The organism is Bacillus sp. T3, from assembly GCF_033449965.1.
Classification (GTDB): Bacteria; Bacillota; Bacilli; order Bacillales; family Cytobacillaceae; genus Bacillus_BU.
The window spans coordinates 2,052,774-2,074,306 of the sequence record NZ_CP137761.1 but is presented as its reverse complement, the minus strand read 5'-3'; the positions used below and the strand labels follow the sequence as shown (position 1 = coordinate 2,074,306).

Here is a 21,533-nt window from a genome sequence, read left to right as displayed (position 1 = left end):
AATGAAAATATTTTTCCATAAAAAAACGTCTTTCCATTATAGATAGACGTCTTTTTTTGCGATTTCGCCGCATTATTCATTTCTCTCTCGTTCATAAGCAATGACAATAACATCTTTCTCTGACTGTCTGCTTAATTTTTCCTCAACCGATTTAATTTCACTTACTAAATTCGCCGATAGATCAGCTGCAACATATTGATTATCTTTTTCCATCCTCATCACTCCTTCAAGGAATAGTTTTTCCTTTTTTCTGTTCTTGTTATTCATGATTAGCTTATTTTGGCTTTGTTAAATGGGTCTGTTGATTTCCACTGTAGGTGCTTCAATCAACAGAGTGCTAAAAAATCAACTACGTTCATTAACATAGTCAAAAAAATAAAACCCTAAATTCATATGAATGAATTTAGGGCCTCTATTCAATGCTTTTAAACGTTTCTAAAAGTCTGTTTGCCATTAGTTCATAGCCGTAACCGTTAAGATGGAGGGAATCACTAAAACAGCTTTGTTTCGGTTTATCAAAAAACAAATCAGCTGTTGGTACAAAGATTGTTCTTTCATATTTCGTTGTACAATCATATATTTCCTTATTCCAATCATTAATGGTGGCATAGATTTGTTGATCATTTTTATATTGTGTGTAAGGATGATAAAGACCTAATACCACAATCGGGGCAGTATCATTTTCTGATCTTATTTCAGTCAGGATTTTGTTAAGGTTGTCCGAAAATCTTTGTTTCCCACGATTCATTTTCTCATTCTGAAGATCCCCGAATTTATAGTCAGCACACACCCTAAAATCATTGGTTCCAATATACAGGATTATATATTGGGCAGCAGTTAGACTCCGCCTTACATGCTCCCCTTTGAGCTGCTGAAGAGTATCATTCGTTGTATACTTTGGTATCCCAAAGTTACTGATGGTAATGGAACGCCCATTATCTGCTTCATACTTTGCTGAAAATCGCCCTATATATCCAAGCTTTTGTGGATCTCCTGTTCCGAAGGTGATTGAATCACCTAAAGCAACCATTCTGACTTGTTCAGGAAAAGCGGATGCACTAATCATTACCAGTGCAATCATAACGAAAAAAGTGGAAAAGATGGCTGTAAATTTTTTCATTTCTATACTCCTGGCATTATCTTACACTCCCAACTTAAGCCACTGTTGAAAAACTGGATGAAATGTTGAAATCTTGTGTTAGATATTAAATTTATTCGTACGTTTCTTGCTTGCTCACGTTATTTGGCATATTTTTAAATTTTTCATAACTACTAACTATAAAACGTTTCAAACTACATATTTTTAATTCGATAAAGGGTTGAGCAATTGCATTAATGAAATTACTTGAAAGAATAGCAATAATAAGAATGGACACAGCAATCAGTAATATTAGTTGCCACGGTTCATTAAAAAAGCTTACTAGTTCACTGTTTCGAAAATACTTAATAATAAATCCGTGCAGGAGATAGACATATAAAGACCTTGTCCCCCATTTTGTAAAAAAGTAGTGCTTTTTTGGAACGAAAGCAAAAAAACTAATAGTTGTAAGGAACGTTAACCCATATACACCTAATCGGATTGTTCCCCCAATTAAACCTGTGGCATCAAAATCATCGTAAGGCCTAGACCCAAACAGCCATTTATAATTCCATTCTGGAAGAAAGTAAAAAACTAAAAAAATCGAAATAAAAAGGAAAAAAGAGAATACTTTCATATTAACATTTAATAGCTTACTGAAATTTTCCTTTTTGAAATAATATCCAAGTAGAAATAATGGAAAGAACACCACAGTTCTAGAGATACTTAAAAAATCATTTACTTCATTAAAATATCCAATCAACACTCCTAAAACAATCGATATGAAAACGCCATATATTGGTTTCCATTTTGCAAATAGGAACAACATTAAATTCCAGCAAAACAAACTCAATAAAAACCATAAAGACCATTGAGGATTTAGTGGATCCCATTCAAGCGTTTCTTTATTTTGCAAAACATAATAATAAAACGAATATATTCCTTGAAATATCATGTACGGAATGATGAGTTTTTTAGCAACTTTTAATAAGTAACCATTTTTCCGAAAACCTTTAGCAAAATAACCAGAAATTAGAATAAACGCTGGCATATGGAAAGAATAGATCGTCGTATACAATGTAAAGATAAACTTATTATCATCAATGTAGGATTGAATCAAATGTCCAAAAACCATTAGAAAAATGAGAATAAACTTTGCGTTATCATAATAGGCTTCCCTTGTTTTCATGGAACGCTTGTAAACCTCCACTTTCATTTTTTAAAACTCTACTATTATTAACTAAAAATAATAATATTTCAAGTGTATTTGGTCACCAAGTGTGTTTTAGACTTCGTTAAATCCATTGTTCTGTTTACCATGTTTTACAAAAAATATCATTCGCTATACCTATGATAGGGCTTACATCAATTTCTATAAAAATCGAAAAAAAAAGCCCATATAGGCTTTTTTTCTATTCTTCATCCTCTAAAACATTATTTACCATTTTGTATAATAATTTTTGACTATTTATTGCTGGATGATTTTGATCCCTAATTACATAGTGATACACACCTTGATCGCTTTGTACTCTCGCCTTTACATTATCTGAAATACAAAGCATCAATATTTGTTTCAGCTTTTGCTTTAGAAAACCTTCAAAAATAGGAAATAGAATCTCCACTCTTTTTTCCATATTCCTAGTCATCATATCAGCAGATGATAAAAAGATCTTTTCTTCTCCATTTTGATGAAAGTAGTAAATTCGACTGTGCTCTAAAAATCTTCCAACAATGCTTCGGACCGAAATATTTTCACTTACACCTTTTATTCCAGGTCGGAGACAGCAGGTTCCTCTTACAATTAAATCAATTCTAACTCCAGCATTTGAAGCCTCATAAAGCTTCATTATTAGCTGCTTATCAGTTAGAGAATTCATTTTGGCAATGATTCTTCCATTCCGAAAACGATTATGATAGTTAATTTCTGCGTCAATTAGGCTGATAAAATCTTTACGTATATCAAATGGTGCAACTGATAGATGGTAAAACTTTGGTTTCTCTGTGAAACCACTTAAGTAGTTGAAGAAGTTCGTTGCATCAATTCCAAACTTTCGCTTTGAGGTCATTAAACCAATATCTGTATAAATCTTTGCGGTGGCATCATTATAATTTCCTGTTCCAAGATGAACAAAACGCTGGATGTTATTGTTTTTTCGCCTTACAACAAGAGTTATTTTACTGTGTGTTTTCAATGAGGACATGCCATAAATAACATGGCAGCCTGCTTTTTCTAATTCTTTTGCCCACTGCACATTATTCTCTTCATCAAAGCGGGCTTTTAGTTCGACCAAGACTGTAACTTGTTTACCATTTTCAGCCGCTCTTTCCAGTGCCTTAATAATCGGTGAATCCCCGCTTACTCGATATAGAGTTTGTTTAATTGCTAGCACATCAGGATCAGTTGCAGCTTGGGTAACAAAATCAATAACAGGTTCGAAAGATTCATAAGGATGATGGAGAAGAATATCACGTTTGGTCAAAGTATCAAAGATATTTTCATGCGGCCGTAATTGACTCGATAATTTTGGAATCATTGCATCGTATATCAAATGATCTTTTTCTCCTGAAAAGGTTTTATAAAAATCAAACAAGAATGTCAAATCAAGAAACCCTTCAATCATATACGTGTCTTTCTCATGAATCTCCAGCTCTTCTTGCAGATAACGGAAGATTGTTTCATTACAAGTATCATATTTGATTTCCAAGCGAACGGCTGCACCCCATTTGCGTTTTTTCAATTCTTCTTCAATTTCCTTGAGTAGATCTCTAGCACCTTCCTCATGGATTGTTAAATCCGCATTCCTTGTAATTCGGAATTGTGTAATAGCTTTAATTTGGTAGCCTTTGAATAATTTAGCTATATGATAGCTAATAATGTCTTCGAGCATAACAATTCGATCCAAGCCCTCTTCAGATGGAAGAATAATACATCTAGACAATACAGCAGGTACCTGCACAATCGCTAAGCGAAGATGGTCTTCCCCTGAGCCATCATGGTCTTCGAGCAAAACAGCGAGATTTAAGCTCTTATTTAGAAGCATGGGAAAAGGGCGATAAGCATCAATTGCCATTGGAGTTAACACAGGAAAGATATGTACGTCAAAATAATTTTCAAGATATTCCCGATTAAGCTGGGATAACTGGCTAATGTCATTAACGATTTCTATCTGTTCATTAAATAATTCTGGAAGGATTTCTGCAAAGGTTTCATATTGCAATTGAACCAGCCGATGGTTTTTTTTAGAAATTGCACTAAGCTGTTCTTTAGGAGTCAGGCCTGCTTTATTTTCCAGGTTTGTTAAACCCAGCTTGTACCTGATCTTTGAGACCCGCCACCCGAACCATGAAAAACTCGTCCAAATTAGAGCTAAAGATGGCAAGAAATTTAATCCTTTCTAACAACGGATTATCTGAATCCATTGCTTCTTCTAACACTCTTTCATTAAAGGCGAGCCAGCTTAACTCTCTATTGTTGTAAAATAACGGATTATCTAGTTGGATTTTTGTTGGAATTGTTGCATACACCTTAATACACTTCCTTAATACGCTGAAAATTAACAAAATTTTAAATAGATATATATATCTAAATGTTATCATATTAACACTTTTCGGTATTAAGGATAAGTAAAAGATTTGTAAATATTTTGTTAATTATTATTTTAGCCTTTGAAAAGTAATATGTATGTTGAGTTTCAAACATTTTTCCAGATGTTTTTTCTGTTTATTTGCTTGGTATTCTTCCGGTTTCCAGTCTTTCACACATAGTACTCTAAACACTAACCGTTCATAATCGGGATAAATCAAAATTTTCTCTACTATACTTCGTTTCGTGCTGTTTAAACTATAGGCTAGTTTTAGGATGGCTCCAAGGAAGCGAATACTTTTTTGCTCAGTTTTTGAAAACCAATCCTGATAAGGTTCGATATATTGCCGAAATAACGTTTTATTTTTGAATGAGGCAATCAGAGCAAGGGTAATCCGCTCTTTATGATTCATGCCATCAATCATTCTGTTTGTAAGTAAATAAAAGGTATGCTCACTACTTGATTCATAGGAAAGTGATTCACCAAAATTATAGATCTCAGCCGCTTTCATTAGAAAAAAGTAGTCCTGATCAGAAAAATTGATTTGCCCATGCTCCTGAATTTGATTAAAAATGGAAAGGGTTATTTTTGAAAGGTGTTTTGCATCCGTCTGATTGATATTATAATCCTGTGAAAGTTCAAATAGACTTTGCTCGATTACATTAGGAAAATCATTTAAATCGCTTGGCTTTCTTAATTCCTTATAAAAGATTCCATCCCTTAATCCTTTCCTGCTTAAGAGGAATGCTTTCGCGCCTGTAACCGTCATAATCGATTCAAATACCTCAACTGCTGGAATAATAATATCTGCGCGGTCATTTGATAACCCATCAACCTTTAATAACTGTGGATAAGATAAATCAGTTATCGTCTGTTTTACTTCTTCTATATCACTTAGACTCATCTCGTATTGGTGTGTGTCCATCAATGGATACTTCCTTATAGCTTGATGGATTTGTGCCATATTTCGTGCACTGCCTCCCATCGCCACAATTGGAACCTGCTTATTTTTAAGCCATGAAAGTGATTCAAAATTCTCCTGAACATATTTCTTAATATATTCCTTTTCTGCAGATGTTGGAGTATCTCCAGCGATAAATTGTTTTTTTAACGAAAGAGCGCCAAACGGAAAACTGTGGTAGTTCTTCATTTCCCGATTTTGATAGTAAGTAACTTCCGTACTTCCCCCGCCGATGTCGATTGTAATCGCCTCATCAAATGAAAATGAATGTGTCACGGCCAAATATCCGTAATAGGCTTCTTCGTACTCAGAAAGGATTCGAATCGAAAAGTCCGTCCATTTTTCGACTTCGGCAAGGATATGTTTTTGATTGCTTGCCTGCCGGATCGATGCAGTCGCAACACATTTCACTTCATTAATATTGTGATGCCTAGTTACTTCTTGAAAGCTTAATAATGTATTGATTAAAAAAGAGATTCCTCGAGAAGAAAGGACTCCTTCTGCAGTTAAATATTCGCGCAGTCGTGCTACAATTTTTACATTTTCAATTTCCTTAAGCCGTCCACTCTTGTCTCGCTTATAGATGACCAATCTCATTGTATTTGATCCTATATCAATAATTCCATATTCATCATACAAACCATATCAGCTTCCTTCACACTTAGATACTTGAAATAATCGCCTATTTTTTAATCTTTATTTTATGACAATGATGTAAATGAAGCTATTATATTTACAAATAATTTACACTTTATGATATCTTTCAGTAACAAAGAACTAATTCAAAACAGGTACATGTTCCTACTCTTGTAAACGATTATGAATACTATCATTATTGCCATTATATCTCTGTTATCAGAAATAATCATGAATAGAAATCAACAAAAAAGACACTGCGCCAAACGCACAATGTCTCTTCTGATTCCCAATCTTTATCAAACCATAATTTTACAAATGTCATTTGTAAACTCAACTGGATCCTGAATTGGCAGTCCTTCAATTAACAGTGCTTGGTTATAAAGAAGCTTAGTATATAAATCAAGCTTATCTTTATCGCTGGCCAATGCATCCTTTAATTTTCCAAACACTTCATGATCTTTATTTATTTCTAACACTTTGTCTGCCTTAACATTTTGATTATCTGGCATCATCGCTAAGATTTTTTCCATTTCAATCGAGATTTCACCCTCCGTTGCTAAACAAACCGGATGGAATTTAAGGCGCTTTGACGCTCTTACATCAGTTACTTTTTCTGCTAGGATACTCTTCATGTAGTCAAATAGCTCTTTGTTTTCCTGCTCTTCCGTTTCTGATTCTGATTTGTTCTCATCGCCTTCAATGCCAAGGTCCCCGCTAGAGATGGATTTGAATTCCTTCTCTTTATAAGTCATCAGCATTTTAATGGCAAACTCATCAATATCCTCAGTGAAGTACAGTATTTCAAAGCCTTTTTCAGATACGAATTCAGCTTGTGGAAGCTTTTCAATTCGCTCAATTGACTCACCAGATGCATAATAAATATATTTTTGATCCTCCAGGCATTCTAGAAACATACTCGTCTAAGGTTACCAAGTTTTTCTCTTTTGAAGAAGTGAACATAATAAGGTCTTGGAGCTGCTCTTTATTTGCTCCAAAATCACTGTACACACCGTATTTCAGTTGGCGACCAAAGGATTGGTAGAATTGTTCATATTTCTCTCGTTCATTTTTTAACAGAGCTTGCAATTCACTTTTGATTTTTTTGCTTATATTTTTGGCGATCAGCTTTAATTGGCGGTCATGCTGGAGCATTTCTCTTGAGATATTAAGCGACAAATCCTCTGAATCAACCATCCCCTTGACAAAGCTGAAGTGGTCTGGCAGAAGGTCGGCACACTTGTCCATAATCAATACGCCGTTGGAATACAACTCCAAGCCCTTTTCGAATTCCTTTGAGTAAAAATCATATGGTGTCTTTTCTGGAATATAGAGAATCGCATTATAACGAATGGTTCCATCAACGCTAATATGAATATGCTTGATTGGTTTGTCAAAACCATAACGCTTTTCCGCATAAAAACTTTCATAATCAGAATCCGTTAGCTCACTTTTATTTTTACGCCAAATCGGAACCATACTGTTAATGATTTGTTCTTCAGTATAGTCCTCTAATTCCTCGCTGCCTTCTTTTGGTCTTTTTCCAGGAGACATCCATTTTAATTGGATAGCGTATAAAATCTGAGTATTTTTTTATAATTGATTTTAATCGATAGTCATCAAGATACTCGTCATAATTTTCTTCTTCTGTATTCTCATTTATTTTTAATATAATCTCTGTACCAACCTCGGCTTTATCCACCGCTTCAATCGTATAACCATCTGCACCAGTCGATTCCCATTTGTATGCTTGATCACTACCTAATGCTTTACTGATTACTGTTACAACATCAGCCACCATGAAAGCGGCATAAAATCCAACTCCGAATTGCCCGATAATATCATAGCCATCCTTTAATTCGGTTTCCTTCTTAAAAGCTAACGAACCGCTTTTCGCGATGGTTCCGAGATTGGTTTCTAATTCTTCCTTCGTCATCCCGATTCCTGTATCGATAATGGTTAATGTTCGATTTTCTTGATTCGGAATCACTTTAATAAAATAGTTACCCTTATCAAAGCTCAACGATTCGTCGGTTAAGGCCTTGTAATAAATTTTGTCGATGGCATCGCTAGCATTCGATAACAATTCTCTTAGAAATACTTCCTTGTGAGTATAAATAGAGTTAATCATCATTTCTAGCAACCGTTTTGATTCTGCTTTAAACTGCATCTTTTCCATGTGTATCTCTCCCTTCATTATGTAAACTGTGCAAAGTGTATTGAACACAGCATGGTCGATATAGGATTGACATCCTAACCATTTTACAAACAATTAGCACTCACGTTTCCTGAGTGCTAATCCAATACTTTTTAAATATCATAAACTCACTTTTTCTGTCAACCCTATTCAACTACATTCTTTGGTGATAACTTAAAATGTTCATTACTGAAAGCTGAGTTGAGCCAATTGAACATTTGAATTCAAATCATGTGCGCTTATTTGGTTAGGCGAGAGTGCATATATTATTTCATCAATATATACGAGTCTTTGGATGCCATTTTCCCATTTCTCGTATTGGTCCCTCTTCATTTCATGCGTGATTTTTGATTTCAACGTAAATCCTTTTTGCAAATCTAAATTATATATGTATGCACCTTGAAACTCAAAGATTTGTTCATACTCACTTCCCGCCTTATTCCGATATACGGAAATTGGGAAGGCAAACAGATTTTTATTTTTGTTAAATAAGAGTGCTTTATGATCATAGTTTAATGGGGAATATGTCCCTCTACCACCAATGATTTCGGTAAACTTTTCCTTTGGATTTCTCAAATCGCTTACATCAAATAATGTCATCTTTACACCATCAGTAACTACGCGAGGCGGTCCGTTTGAAGCCTTATCATCGACAAGCATTGTATTCTGACCAAAGCCAATGATGTGATTTTCATCGTACGGATGCAGATAATTACTGAAGCCCAGGAATTTTCAACTCACCAAGTACCTTTGGTTGTGCTGGATTGCTCGCATCGATAACAAACAACGGGTCGGTTTCCTTAAAGGTTACCATATAAATGCGATCACCTAGGAATCGTGCCGAATAAATTCTTTCACCTTGACCTAGGTTCGAAATCTCACCAACCTGTTTCAAATTTTTATCAAAAATATACAATTGATTGGTCGAAGGCTGCTTTTCATCCCAGGCATATCCTTTTGTTGTCACCAAGCGAAAATGACCATGATGTTCATCCATTGAAAATTGATTCAAAATTGTTCCTTTTATTTCTGCTTGGCTATGGAAACTGACCTTTGTGTCATTTATTGCGAATTTATAGATTGTACTGTCTGGTGATATCATCTCACCTTTCTCAACGATTGATTGATCAAGATATTTAGGAACGGCAAAATATAAGTTCTTCTTTGACATATACATTTGGCTGCCGCTACCAAGATAGGTTGTGAATGATGCTTCCTCAGTAGGTTTTTCAAGATTCAATGCGGCAATGATGGTAAAATTCGCTTCATTTGAGTCCGGAAAGTATTGGATTTCATTATAATCAATAGGATGTTCCTTCGTGCTCACTGCAGTGTCCTTAATCATCGGGCGAATATCCACGTTTTCATTTTCCGCTAAAAGCCAATAGCTCGGGAAATGATTGGTCACTAAATATACAATTCCGTCAATCCTTCTTGACGAAACATAGGAGCCATCTAATTTTATCTCACGGATTTTTTCGGGTTTTTGAGGATTTTCAACATTGTATAAAATGGCATTGGTCGCTTGAAAAGCTGGAGCCATCATCGTATCTGTTACTGTACCTGCAGGTGCTTTTTCAGTTTGCGAGCTGATATTTATGGTGTTCCCGATAACAAGCAGTTGATTTTGATAAAGGAAAAGCTGTGTTGGTGCAAAATTATTGTCAAAGGTAATCTTACCCGTGTACTTCATCGCTTCAACAGGAGCAGCTTGGATAATATCCACTTTATTTTGACCAATCTGATAGATGTACTGCCCATCTGTTTTAATAAGATCGGCCTCGTCTACTCCCTCAACTTGGACGTTTGTTTCAGATACATCCTGTTTTCCACTCGAATCAGCAGCAGCAAGATTTGAACTTTTCTCTTCTTTAGCTCCGAAGATATAACTGTTTTCAGCACCATTTTCTAGTATTTGTTTAAAATAGCCTGTTAATTTTTCCTTTGAATCTATCCTAGGTAAAGCATTATCTTTTGAAGCGTTTTCATTTACTTGCTTAACCTGTTCATTTACAAGGTCAAACCGATTATTAAGAAAAAAACTCGCAACAAGCATGACTCCTATAAGTATTCCGCAAAGCACAAAGATTTTCTTCATCGCAATCCCTCCTACCTATTAGACGGAAGAACTTCTATTTCGGTACACATTTGGAAAATATTTTTGGTCAAGTATGTGTAAATATATAATTTTTTTCGAAAGATTTGAGTAACTTTCGTCCAATACACATGAAAACGACTCTCATAAAATATGAATAAGAAAAGGAATCCCTTAGGAGAAGGGAAGTTATGGTGGTGCTATATGAAAAATCGTCACATAAATGAACCAATATTTCAAAACCTTCAAGAAGATACAATGAGCTTTGATCAAGTGTTAGAAAGGATTATGAAGTTCATGTCACTTTCCCCTTGTGGGAATTTTCGTTTAATGGTCGGAACTGATTCTCAGGTCCACAAAACGAAAACTGTGTTTATTACGGGAATTGTGATTCAGAATGAAGGAAAAGGTGTGTGGGCGTGTATTAAGAGGGTTACCATTCCTAGGAAAATGAACCAATTGCATGAACGAATTTCGTATGAGCTTTCGCTTACGGAAGAAATTGTGGCCTTGTTTGATAAAGAACGAAAGGAAATGCTTATTAATATCGTGCTGCCCTTCCTATACCAAGGAGCAACATTTGCGATGGAGGGACACATTGATATTGGTGCAGGAAACCGTAATAAAACAAGTGCCTTTGTTAAAGAAATGGTTGCAAGAATAGAATCGATGGGCGTTGAACCGAAAATCAAGCCTGATGCATTTGTTGCCTCAAGTTATGCTAATCGGTATACGAGATAGCTCGCCCTTCTTTCCTTCCACTAGATTATGACAAACTACCACAATTTTCGATTGTTTTGAGCGCCATTAGCCCGATAATGAAGAAAAATATGTCATAATATAGTTATCCACAAAAAATGCTCAAAACAAAGGAAGGTGCTTCCATTGACGAATGAAATAGAAACTATTTATTATTTGGAAAACCCAGAAACTAAACTTATTAAATTTGCAACTGGATACCAGCTTAAATATGATGACATTATTAAAGATGTTTTTGGAGTAGCTTGTCTTAAGGACTTGCCGATGATGATCAAATACAATAAAAACTTTCAAGATAGTATTTGTGCATCTCATGGTATTAAAGAAAATGAAATTACAATTGAAATGGTTGTCCACGTCGCATCAAAAACTGAATTACACCAGCTACGGGTACAGATGATGCAAGAAAATAACCACCTCAAAAATAATGAGCTTCCAATAATCCCTTGTCCATTCGATTCCATCATCCGCCTGAAAGAAGGGATTTTCAGTTGGGATCAGCAAAGCTCAACCTACAACAAGGTAAACGCTTAACACAGAGTTCATCCGTCTCCTTTTCAATACCATAATAAACAACCCCTTTTAGTGTCATAAAAAGGGGCTGTTTTTATTACCGATATCATTTATAGTTGTATTTACCTGATTGACTCAGAACATCCTTCTTATTTTGCCGCTACTAATCTTTCACCAGCTTTTGATTCTAGTAATCGTTTCTTTTCAATAAAGTAGAGTCGAATCGACAGAATCACCCCTACAGCAAATAGTCCTATTGACAATCCAATCCAATAACCAACCGCTTCAAACTTTGTAAAATTCGCCAAGTAATAACCCACTGGTAAACAAATCAACCAATAACCTACAAGCGTTATCAAAAAGGAAATGACAACATCCTGGTAACCTCTTAATGCACCCAACGCTGTTGCTTGAAGTGCATCTGATACAATGAAAAACAAAGCGAATGCTAAAAATTCAGCCGTTACGTTGATGACTGAAGGATCACTTGAATAGAACGCTGCCACTTCAAATCGAAGCAGAAACACCAACACCCCACTAACTGCTGCAATAAATAAAGATGTATAGATTCCTAGCCAGCTGTACGCTTTTGCATCCTTATTACGTCCCGCTCCTAATTCATACCCGATTAAAACAGTTTGAGCCATTGAGATGCTTAATGGAATCATATAAAGGAACACGGCAACATTAATGGCAGCCTGATAAGCCGCAACAGTTGTCATACTAAACTTACTTATCAACACCATAACTAAAGCAAACATACTAGATTCAAAAAAGAGTGCAAGCCCCATAGGAAGACCAATTTTTAAAATTCCGATAAGCTCTAAAAAGGAAAACTCTTTCAAGCTGGAAAACAGCATATACTCTGAAAATGGTCGATTGAACTTAATGACCCATACTAACATGAACGTAAGCAACCAATACGTAATCGAAGTCGCGTACCCTGCTCCAGCACCACCGAGCTCCGGTAATCCGCCATGGCCAAATATGAGTAGATAGTTTAATAGAAAGTTAATCGGTAACGATATGAGCAAAATTATCATTACCACTCGTGTCTTACCTAGTGCATAAATAAAAGATCTAAGTACATTAAACAAAAACAAAGGGATGATTCCGAAGCTTAAGCCAACTAAAAACTCACGGGCTATTTGTTGGACATCAGCCGGAACCTTCATCATTTCTAATATTTGATCCAAATAGATTGCGCCAAGTACAATGATAAACAAACCAAGAATAATAGAAATATAGATTCCATGGGCAGCCACAGCTGAGACTTCCCTTTTTTCTTTTCACCGAATCGTTGAGCCGCAATCGGAGACACGGCAAAAAGAATCCCGCTTAGTCCAGGTAAATATAGGATTCCATATCGAAGAGCCAATTGCGACACCAGCAAGCTCTGCTGAATCATATTTTCCTGTCATAATAATATTAAAGAAGACCATGGCATACATGCCTAATTGGGTAATTAGTATTGGAATGAGCAAATAGAAAAGCTGCTTGAGCTTCTCAAAAAAGGTATTGGTTTGATACATTTCTTAATCTCCTAAAAATGGGTATGAACGCAGAATAATTATATTCGATACATAAAAAAAGAGAAGGCTCTACGTTGGAGATTCCTTCTCTTGTTGTATATTTTTAGTTGTTATTCTCGGCTAATTTTGGTGCAATCTTTTTTTCCATGCTAGAATCACTAATAGTGTCTTCTGCTTGTTTAGCTCGTTTGATGAAGAAGGCAAGCACTAAGGCAAGCGCTGCAATAAAGATCGACACATAGAAGGCATAATTGATTCCTTCAAGCATGGCTTTCATCATAATTTCTTGTTTAATTTGTGCAATCATTTCAGGTGTTGGTTGTATTCCAGTTGGTGCTGCAGCAGCTGCACTCTGCATATCGGCTGCAATTTCTTTTGCAGCTGATTCGGTTCGATTAGACATGACCGTAACCAATAATGCTGTACCAATTGCACCAGATACTTGTTGCATCGTATTATTCATGGCTGTACCATGTGGATAAAAACGAGCTGGTAATTGGTTTAGACCATTTGTTGAAACTGGCATCATAACCATTGACATCCCCAACATACGAACAGAATACAAAATGATAAGGTGCGTATACGTTGTATCAAGTGATAATTTACTAAAATAATAACTGGTAACAACTGTAATCGAAAGGCCGATAATTGCTAAGATACGACCTCCAATTTTATCAAATAATTTACCCGTAATTGGTGACATTAACGCCATTAAGATGGCCCCTGGTAGCATCATTAAGCCAGCATCAAGAGGTGAAATTCCGCGAATCGTTTGTACATAAATTGGTAAAAGCATCATCCCAGAAAACATCGCCATTGTCAAAACCATTGAAATCGCTGATGATAATGCAAACATCGGGTATTTATAAATTTTGAAGTTCAGTAAAGGTGCCTCAAGCTTCAATTGACGTAAAATAAACCAAATTAACGAAATAACGCCAGCGGCAATCGATCCGTATACTAATGGACTATCCCAGCCTTCCTTTCCAGCCGAGCTAAATCCATAAAGAATGCCCCCGAAGCCAATACTTGATAAAAGGACTGATAATAAATCCAGACGAATGTCCACTTTACCCTTTTTATCCTTAAGCAAGAAAATGCCGATTAGTAATACGACAGCGGCAATTGGTGTGACGAAATGAAACAGCATTCTCCAGTCATAATGCTCAACAATCCAGCCCGATAATGTAGGCCCAATTGCTGGAGCTCCCATTAATACTAAGCCGAAAACTCCCATCGCAGCTCCCCTTTTTTCAACAGGAAAGCTTACGAGCATTACGTTCATTAACAATGGCATTAGGATGGCAGAACCACCAGCCTGGATCATTCTTCCACCTAATAAAAGAGGAAAAGCATGGGCAAAGCCTGCTAATATAGAACCTAGTGTGAATAAACTCATGGATAAGATAAATAAATGTCGAACAGAAAATTTTTGAATTAAGTATGCTGTAGTTGGAATCAAGATACCATTTACGAGCATAAAACCAGTTGCAAGCCATTGTGCAACAGATGCATCAATTTCTAAATCCTTCATAATCGATGGTAAAGCAATGTTTAATAGCGTATTATTTAAAAATGCAATAAATGCTCCAACCATCAAAACAGCAATCACTCCATAAGGCGGTCGACCTGTTTTGTTTATATTTTGACTCATTTTGTACCTCCTAAATTATTAGACAATTAGTACATTTTTTTGAACTCTCAGTTCAGATGAAATATATCATATACCATCAGTTCAAATTATGCAATTCATATTTATTGGCTATATATATGAAATTGTTTTCGTTAAAAAAATCCTGTATCATGAAATTTATACTAGTGGTATAACGAAGATTAAAGGTGATAAAATGAATGATCGAAAACAGCATGTTATAAAAATGGCTCATCAATTGTTTATAGAAAAAGGCTTTCAGTCCACATCGATTCAGGATATTTTGGACTATAGCGGTATTTCTAAAGGGACATTCTATAACTATTTTTCATCAAAAAATGAATTATTAATCGCATTAATAAAATCAATTTATCAGCAGCTAGAAGTAGACCGAAAAGAATTGCTAATCGGTCAAGACCCGGCAGATATAGAAATCTTTATTCAACAAATTGTCTTGCAGATGAAGACGAATCGAGCCAATAAATTAGTTTCCTTATTTGAAGAAATGAATTTTTCTAATGATGAGGAGTTAAAGCAATTTATTAAATTTGGAAACTTGAAGCAGCTTCGCTGGTTATTCTTCCGATTTATTGATCTTTTTGGAGAAAGTAAGAAGCCTTATTTACTAGATTGTGCGATTATGTTCATGGGGATTTTACAACACAACTTGAGATATTTTTCGATGGCATATGGGATAAATGTTAGCATCCATGATGTCGTTCGCTATAGTGTGGAGCGGATTGTCGCCATGGTTGAAGAAGTGTCCACAACTGGTAAAAATATTATTCCACCCTCTTCACTTGATGGTTGGCTACCGGATTGTCATTCAACGGATCTGGCCTTCAAGCAAAAGCTTAATCAATCGATTCATCAATTGAAAAAAAAGCTCCATTTAAATGAAAATGAAGACTTATCATCCTTTATAGAATTATTGCATTTTGTTCATGATGAAATTTTACATTCAAAAAATCCGCGTAAATTTCTAATTGAAAGTGCTATTTTTTCAATGAAATCTTATCAACCAGACAACATAAAAAAAGAGCTTGAGCAATTGGAGTATTTAGTTACAGAATTCTTCGAAAAAAATGAATGAATTGATTGCAAAGTTTGCACAGACGCTAAAAAGCTGCCATTGACTCATTGGCAGCTTTTTAGCGTTTCCTATTCATTATTTAATAATTTTGATATTCCCGATGACTGGCAGTATCTTTTGTTCTCCTTTACTGGCGTTGACCATTCCTATAATCATTAAAATGAGAAGAAACAGTCCCCACAGGGTTGATAGCAACGAGATCACAAACCATAGCCGCCACAAAATTGCTCCTAAAATCGAAAGGATAATCTGACCTGCAATACCGGATAATAAAAGGACAAGACCTTGATTGGCATGAAACCGACCTACCTGAGAGTTTGGGGTTGTAACAAGTGGTAAGAAAAATAAGATTCCAAGATAAGCAAGTATAAACACCACTTTGTTCTCTTGTGCATCATTTTTTGGAGCAGATTGTACGAGAGAGTCTGGGTTTCCAGTTTGCCTTGTTAATTGCGCACCACATCCATCGCAAAAATTCACATCTCCCTCTACTTGCTTTCCACAATGGTTACAAACCATACATAACACCACCATGATTTATTTTAAAATGAATTCCATGCTCCATTTTATTCATCTCCCAGATTAATTAGCACTAACTTATAATATCCCTAACAATCGTTACAAACAAAAATAGACCCTGTAAATTGGGTCTACTTAGATCTTTCCTATATAATTAATGCATCCTAACTAGCCTTCGGGCTTTCGCTACGGCTATTTGCATCTGCTTTTTTCTTAATGCGCTCCAATTGCATCATTAATTCATTTGCAGGTAACGGTGGACTAAACAGATAGCCTTGTACTAGCTTACAATCATGTTTAAACAAAATCTCCTTTTGTTTCTCCGTTTCTACCCCTTCTGCTATAACCGTAAGATTGAAGTGGTGCGCCATCGAGATAATCGTCTCAACAATAGTTGTGTCGTTTTCATCTCGTTGTAGGTCTCGAACAAAGGTCTGGTCAATTTTAAGACGATCAAAAGGCAAATCTTTTAAATAAGACAGAGAGGAATATCCTGTACCAAAATCATCAATGGCAATTTGTATTCCAATATCCTTTAATAAATGTAAAGTTTCCAGCGTATGTTCCCTATTCATCATCATTGATTCAGTGATTTCTAGCTCTAAAAAATGCGGCTCAAGGTCCACTTCTGTTAATATCCCTTTTATCATCTCAACCAAGTTCTGTTGATAGAATTGTCTAATTGATAAGTTTACCGCCATCATTAATGGCGGACCGTCCTGTTCCTGCCATTCCTTTAATTGTCTGCAAGCCGTCCGCAGTACCCATTCTCCAATTGGAATGATCAACCCCGTATCTTCTGCGATTGGTATGAACTTCGAGGGTGAAATAAAGCCATGTTTCGTGTGATTCCAACGCAATAATGCCTCTACTCCGATTATCTTACCTGTTTGTATGTTTATTTGTGGCTGGTAAACCAACGAAAGTTCATTTTTAGATAAGGCATGAAATAAATCATTTTCTAAGATGAGATGGTCGAATGCTTTCCCGTCCATTTGTGGGTTATAATATTTCATTGAAGTATTTTGATGTTGGGCTTCAGTCAGTGCCATGTTCGCATGTTGAAGTAACTCTTCTAGTCTTTGACCATGGGACGGATAAATAGATACACCAGCGCTCAAAGAGATATTGATTAACAAATGATTTGCTTCAATCGGCTCAATAAATGCTTCTTGAACCTGTTTCAAGGTCGTTTCGATGTCTTTTTCATCAATAATCGAATATTGAATTAGTGCAAATTCGTCTCCTGTTAGGCGAACCAAAACCATACTTGGCGTTAGCATTTTATTGATACGTGCTGCAGTAGCTTGGAGGATACTATCACCAAATGAATGCCCTAGCGCTTCATTTATTTTTTTAAATCGGTCAATATCAAATAATAAAATCGCTGTTTTCTGTGATGGATTTAAATATTCCGACACCCTATCTTTAAGAAAACGAAGATTAGGGAGCCTGGTTAATTCATCATAATAGGCCATGTATTGAATCAATTCCTGATCTTTTTTCTGCTGAGTAATATCCTGAAACACCATGATTGAGCCAGCAATTTGCCCATACTCATATAATGGTGTTACCACATAGGATACTGGAAATTTCTCTCCAGGTTTTTCTCGTAAACACATCGTCCGTTTCCTGAAAAACGATCATTTTTGAATTTGTATCTTCATTTGGAAATTTGCAAAAAAGGTTGTTTACCCCTTCTAATTTGTTATGGACAATATCATGAAACTTCTTTCCGAAAAGTTCTTGATGGGACCATTGGAGGATTCGCTCTGCTTCCAGATTCATATAAGTAACATTTCCAGTGACATCCATAACTATAAGGCCTTCACCCATATTCGACGTAATCGTTTGTAAATAATTTTTGTTTTGAATTAAACGATTTTCTGCTTCTGCCTTTTTCTGAAACGGTTCAATTACAGCTGTATGATAAACAGCTCTTTGTAAAAAATAAAAGCCAGCAAGCTGAAACACATGCCCAATAAAATTATTAATATCGTAAACACTTTTATAAGCTGTGAAAAAATAATCAGAAATGATCAAGAATGCGGATGCGTAAATCAGCATCGAACTAAAAATTTCCTTCGACGAAGAGCGGACGACAACCAAAAGAATGACCATCATTTGGCTGAACATCGTAAAATATTGGAGGTTATTCTTTAATGCAGTCGTTCCCATTCCTTCAACCACTAGTTCAGGTAACAATTTAGTTGGATAAAATATGATGAGTAACCAAACAATGGTGTAAAAAAAGTGGAGCTATAAGAAATAAATCTTCTATTTGAAGCTACATAATTATCTCTAGTTACTACGATTAACATCATCCCCACCACTTCAGTCAAACGAGTTGCTATAAACAACCACGTTGCTTTATATGAGGAACTTTCTGACAAGAAATAGGGCATTCCTTTATAGGCGATGGCATGAGCTAATTCCAATATCCAAACGGAGAAGAATAGCGCCCCAATCCATAAACGATAACGTGATAAGCTGTGAGGAAATACGACCCAAGATTGGATTGCAATCGTTAGAGCCAGCGACACGATAAAAATCTCCATAATCAAATGAATCGTTAAGTAGTTCTGTTCTCCAAAAATCCCATATAATGATTCACGAAAAAAAAGGGCTGCAAGAAGCAATACAAATGAACCTGCGACCACTATCCCTTGTTCTTTCGAAATGTTTTGAAAATTTTTCACATACAAACCCATCCACCTACTTTTTTAATCGTAGTATTGGAATTACTAACCATATTTTAACCCATACACTCCATCGTTCGGATATGACTTTTATCACAAACAAAGCTGTTTATGATCATTTTCACAAATATCCAATTCTGCTAGAGCGCTGATTATCATATGGAAAGTTCATAAATCTTGTTGCATATATATCAGATTAAGGAGGGATGATTTTTGGCATATTTATGGGTATTAACGTTCGGATTTGTTCTTTGTCTTGGGATGGCGGGCGGGACTTTATTTTATTTTATAAGATCGTCATTAGATACCCGTGATGCAAACAAAATTGACCTGATTGACAGTCCTAAAAAACAAGAAAAGTAAAACTAAAAGGAGACTGCAGTTCAAGTAGCAGTCTCCTTTTTAAATTAAATCTGTTAATGAATTTTTTCAAAATGATTTTCCCAGTTCGGTTACATTATGGCTTCTTTGGACCCGGAGGGTTTCTTCGGAATTTAGTCATGTTCTTACCCTTGTTCGTATTCTTCTCAGGTTCGCCATTTACTTTCGATACTTTTGAACTATATTTAACAAGTTTTTTTGATGTTTCTTTTTCCTCAGGCTCAGTCTCTTTTCTTTCCTTTCCATTAACTTCTTCTTTTTGCTGTTTGTGACCCTTTTTTGCGCCAAGACTAATATTTTTGATGTGGTACGTATAGATGCGAAACACTTCATCATGATGAACTAAAACAACATGGTCCAATGCATAGTCTACTAAAATACCATGAATATGTTCTGGGCCTTTTCCATTAATTATAACCCAATTATGTTTTAACTTTTTAAGTAAGCTTTCAAAATCTGAAGCTGACGTGTAGTCAGGAGTTTCGTCAAACTCTGTAGTCTCGATGTTCTCAGATTCACTTTCTGACGACTCAGAGGATTCCACACGATCAGATGAAGACTTTTCATCCACTGCACTTATGCTTTTAATATGTTCAAGTTGATAATAAATCACTTCATTATTTTTCATTAGTAATACGACGTAATCTTCTTTAACCTCGAGCACTTTAGCAATACGATGCGCGGGGCCGCCTCCATTGATTTGAATTTTCTGCTGGAGCAATTGTTTGAGTAAATGTTGAAAGTTCGTTGCCTTTATCTCATTTATATCGTCAGCATCTGTGTTATCCCATCCCTTTCCATGCTTCGCGTTTTCAATAATACTCTTAATATGCTTAAGCTGATAATATACGGTTTGATTGTCCTCCGTTTTGATTGCAATTAAATCTTTATTAACACTGATTAATCTCCCTGTTTTCGATTCTGGTCCATCCTTATATATTTTTAATTCTTTACCCACCATATTTTCCAGATAGGATACAACATTCTTTTTTTGCATTTCTCATTTGCCCCCTACAGTCATTTATACTTTGTATATATATGTACCCTCGGGATTTAGAGAAAGTGTACATTGCCTATTTTCCAAATAAATACTTTTATATTATCGTTTTATTATTTATGCTTAATTGAAAAATCAATGGTTCGATAGGCAATGAAAAAAGTTGCTAACGAAAAGAAAGCTTCCTTCAAACCGAAAACAAAGATTGAACAACCAAAAATAAAGAAATTAAAAATCATAACGGACTGTCCAATTGAAAAAGGAGTACGTTTACTAATTAGAATTGCCATAATCTCCGTTCCATCAAGTGATCCCCCGAAACGAATAATCGTGCCTACACCCAATCCTAATAAAAAACCTCCAATTAGGACAATTATTACAGGATCATCTGTAATGGCAGGTTGAGGTTCAAGGATAAAGGTTCCAATTGATAATGAAAAACTCGCATATAGACTAAGCAGCAAAAATCTTAATCCGAGAAAATAGAATCCTATGAATAAAAATGGTGTATTTAAAATTAACAGCAAAATTCCGATGTTCACGCGAAAAAACTTAGTGAGGATAATAGCGATGCCGACAATGCCCCCATCTATGATATTATTTTTCACTAAAAATAATTGTAGTGAAATCGCAACTAGTACCGTACCTCCCAATATGAATAGACCGCTTCTGAAAAGATTTCTCCTTCGTGATCGATATAGATTTATATAAAAGGGAATCCGGTTCTTATACATACATTACCCCTTTTGATAAAGTTATAGTGCTTACTCGTCCACATGTATATCTAACTATATTCTTTGAACGAAAGAATAATTTCCATTTTCAGTCTTTTGTTTTT

At 35.6% G+C, this 21,533-nt stretch carries 17 protein-coding genes and 3 pseudogenes; 4 read left to right on the top strand and 16 right to left on the bottom strand.

The features are described from left to right. Positions 1-72 precede the first annotated feature (72 nt). From RGF10_RS10770 to RGF10_RS10735, 8 genes and pseudogenes are all read right to left on the bottom strand, one after another. Entirely contained in the window at positions 73-213 is a 141-nt protein-coding gene (locus RGF10_RS10770; RefSeq protein WP_318509007.1) for a hypothetical protein, read from the bottom strand. A gap of 199 nt (positions 214-412) precedes the next feature. Beyond that, positions 413-1,120 (bottom strand): GDSL-type esterase/lipase family protein, encoded by a 708-nt coding sequence (locus tag RGF10_RS10765; RefSeq protein WP_318509006.1) that lies wholly within the window; start codon positions 1,118-1,120, stop codon positions 413-415. Between the two features lie 91 nt (positions 1,121-1,211). Continuing rightward, a complete protein-coding gene (locus tag RGF10_RS10760; protein ID WP_318509005.1) occupies positions 1,212-2,267 on the bottom strand; it encodes an acyltransferase family protein in 1,056 nt (351 codons plus the stop codon). 223 nt (positions 2,268-2,490) lie between these two features. Further along, positions 2,491-4,579 (bottom strand): annotated as a pseudogene (locus RGF10_RS10755) (RNA degradosome polyphosphate kinase). A 153-nt stretch (positions 4,580-4,732) separates the two neighbouring features. Continuing rightward, positions 4,733-6,262 carry a Ppx/GppA phosphatase family protein gene (locus RGF10_RS10750; protein WP_318509004.1) on the bottom strand — a complete coding sequence of 510 codons (1,530 nt, stop codon included), beginning with the start codon at positions 6,260-6,262 and terminating at the stop codon, positions 4,733-4,735. Between the two features lie 296 nt (positions 6,263-6,558). Next, a pseudogene (gene htpG, locus RGF10_RS10745) lies at positions 6,559-8,438 on the bottom strand (molecular chaperone HtpG). Between the two features lie 204 nt (positions 8,439-8,642). After that, the gene (locus tag RGF10_RS10740; RefSeq protein WP_318509416.1) at positions 8,643-9,137 is read right to left on the bottom strand and encodes a beta-propeller domain-containing protein; all 495 of its coding nucleotides are present in this window, start codon (positions 9,135-9,137) and stop codon (positions 8,643-8,645) included. A 31-nt stretch (positions 9,138-9,168) separates the two neighbouring features. Continuing rightward, on the bottom strand, positions 9,169-10,554 hold the full coding sequence (locus tag RGF10_RS10735) for a beta-propeller domain-containing protein (protein WP_318509003.1): 1,386 nt from the start codon (positions 10,552-10,554) through the stop codon (positions 9,169-9,171). Positions 10,555-10,755: 201 nt separating this feature from the next. Between RGF10_RS10735 and RGF10_RS10730 the strand changes: the two genes are divergently transcribed. Together RGF10_RS10730 and RGF10_RS10725 are read left to right on the top strand one after the other, a co-directional pair. Next, on the top strand, positions 10,756-11,292 hold the full coding sequence (locus RGF10_RS10730) for a ribonuclease H-like YkuK family protein (protein ID WP_318509002.1): 537 nt from the start codon (positions 10,756-10,758) through the stop codon (positions 11,290-11,292). A 144-nt stretch (positions 11,293-11,436) separates the two neighbouring features. Then, a complete protein-coding gene (locus RGF10_RS10725; protein ID WP_318509001.1) occupies positions 11,437-11,844 on the top strand; it encodes a hypothetical protein in 408 nt (135 codons plus the stop codon). A gap of 128 nt (positions 11,845-11,972) precedes the next feature. On the opposite strand, the pseudogene RGF10_RS10720 reads toward RGF10_RS10725, so the two are convergent. Both RGF10_RS10720 and RGF10_RS10715 read right to left on the bottom strand, forming a co-directional pair. Next, positions 11,973-13,355: pseudogene (locus tag RGF10_RS10720) on the bottom strand (MATE family efflux transporter). A gap of 103 nt (positions 13,356-13,458) precedes the next feature. Then, the gene (locus tag RGF10_RS10715; RefSeq protein WP_318509000.1) at positions 13,459-15,009 is read right to left on the bottom strand and encodes a DHA2 family efflux MFS transporter permease subunit; all 1,551 of its coding nucleotides are present in this window, start codon (positions 15,007-15,009) and stop codon (positions 13,459-13,461) included. A gap of 193 nt (positions 15,010-15,202) precedes the next feature. On the opposite strand from RGF10_RS10715, the gene RGF10_RS10710 reads away from it, so the two are divergent. Then, complete coding sequence (locus tag RGF10_RS10710) at positions 15,203-16,099, top strand: TetR/AcrR family transcriptional regulator (protein WP_318508999.1); 897 nt, start codon at positions 15,203-15,205, stop codon at positions 16,097-16,099. Positions 16,100-16,174: 75 nt separating this feature from the next. On the opposite strand, the gene RGF10_RS10705 is transcribed toward RGF10_RS10710, so the two are convergent. From RGF10_RS10705 to RGF10_RS10690, 4 genes are all read right to left on the bottom strand, one after another. Continuing rightward, on the bottom strand, positions 16,175-16,618 hold the full coding sequence (locus tag RGF10_RS10705) for a zinc-ribbon domain-containing protein (RefSeq protein WP_318508998.1): 444 nt from the start codon (positions 16,616-16,618) through the stop codon (positions 16,175-16,177). Between the two features lie 164 nt (positions 16,619-16,782). Next, on the bottom strand, positions 16,783-18,240 hold the full coding sequence (locus RGF10_RS10700) for a putative bifunctional diguanylate cyclase/phosphodiesterase (RefSeq protein ID WP_318508997.1): 1,458 nt from the start codon (positions 18,238-18,240) through the stop codon (positions 16,783-16,785). Continuing rightward, positions 18,176-18,823 (bottom strand): MASE3 domain-containing protein, encoded by a 648-nt coding sequence (locus RGF10_RS10695; protein WP_318508996.1) that lies wholly within the window; start codon positions 18,821-18,823, stop codon positions 18,176-18,178. The genes RGF10_RS10700 and RGF10_RS10695 overlap by 65 nt, the downstream gene beginning before the upstream one ends. After that, on the bottom strand, positions 18,808-19,317 hold the full coding sequence (locus RGF10_RS10690) for an MASE3 domain-containing protein (protein ID WP_318509414.1): 510 nt from the start codon (positions 19,315-19,317) through the stop codon (positions 18,808-18,810). Before RGF10_RS10690 ends, RGF10_RS10695 begins: the two co-directional genes overlap by 16 nt. Before the next feature lie 213 nt (positions 19,318-19,530). Here RGF10_RS10690 and RGF10_RS10685 point away from each other — a divergent pair, with 213 nt between their 5' ends. After that, a complete protein-coding gene (locus RGF10_RS10685) occupies positions 19,531-19,680 on the top strand; it encodes a hypothetical protein (protein WP_318508995.1) in 150 nt (49 codons plus the stop codon). 94 nt (positions 19,681-19,774) lie between these two features. On the opposite strand, the gene RGF10_RS10680 is transcribed toward RGF10_RS10685, so the two are convergent. Next, positions 19,775-20,695 carry a hypothetical protein gene (locus tag RGF10_RS10680; protein WP_318508994.1) on the bottom strand — a complete coding sequence of 307 codons (921 nt, stop codon included), beginning with the start codon at positions 20,693-20,695 and terminating at the stop codon, positions 19,775-19,777. A gap of 113 nt (positions 20,696-20,808) precedes the next feature. Continuing rightward, the gene (locus RGF10_RS10675) at positions 20,809-21,348 is read right to left on the bottom strand and encodes a YitT family protein (RefSeq protein WP_318508993.1); all 540 of its coding nucleotides are present in this window, start codon (positions 21,346-21,348) and stop codon (positions 20,809-20,811) included. Positions 21,349-21,533: the final 185 nt, after the last annotated feature.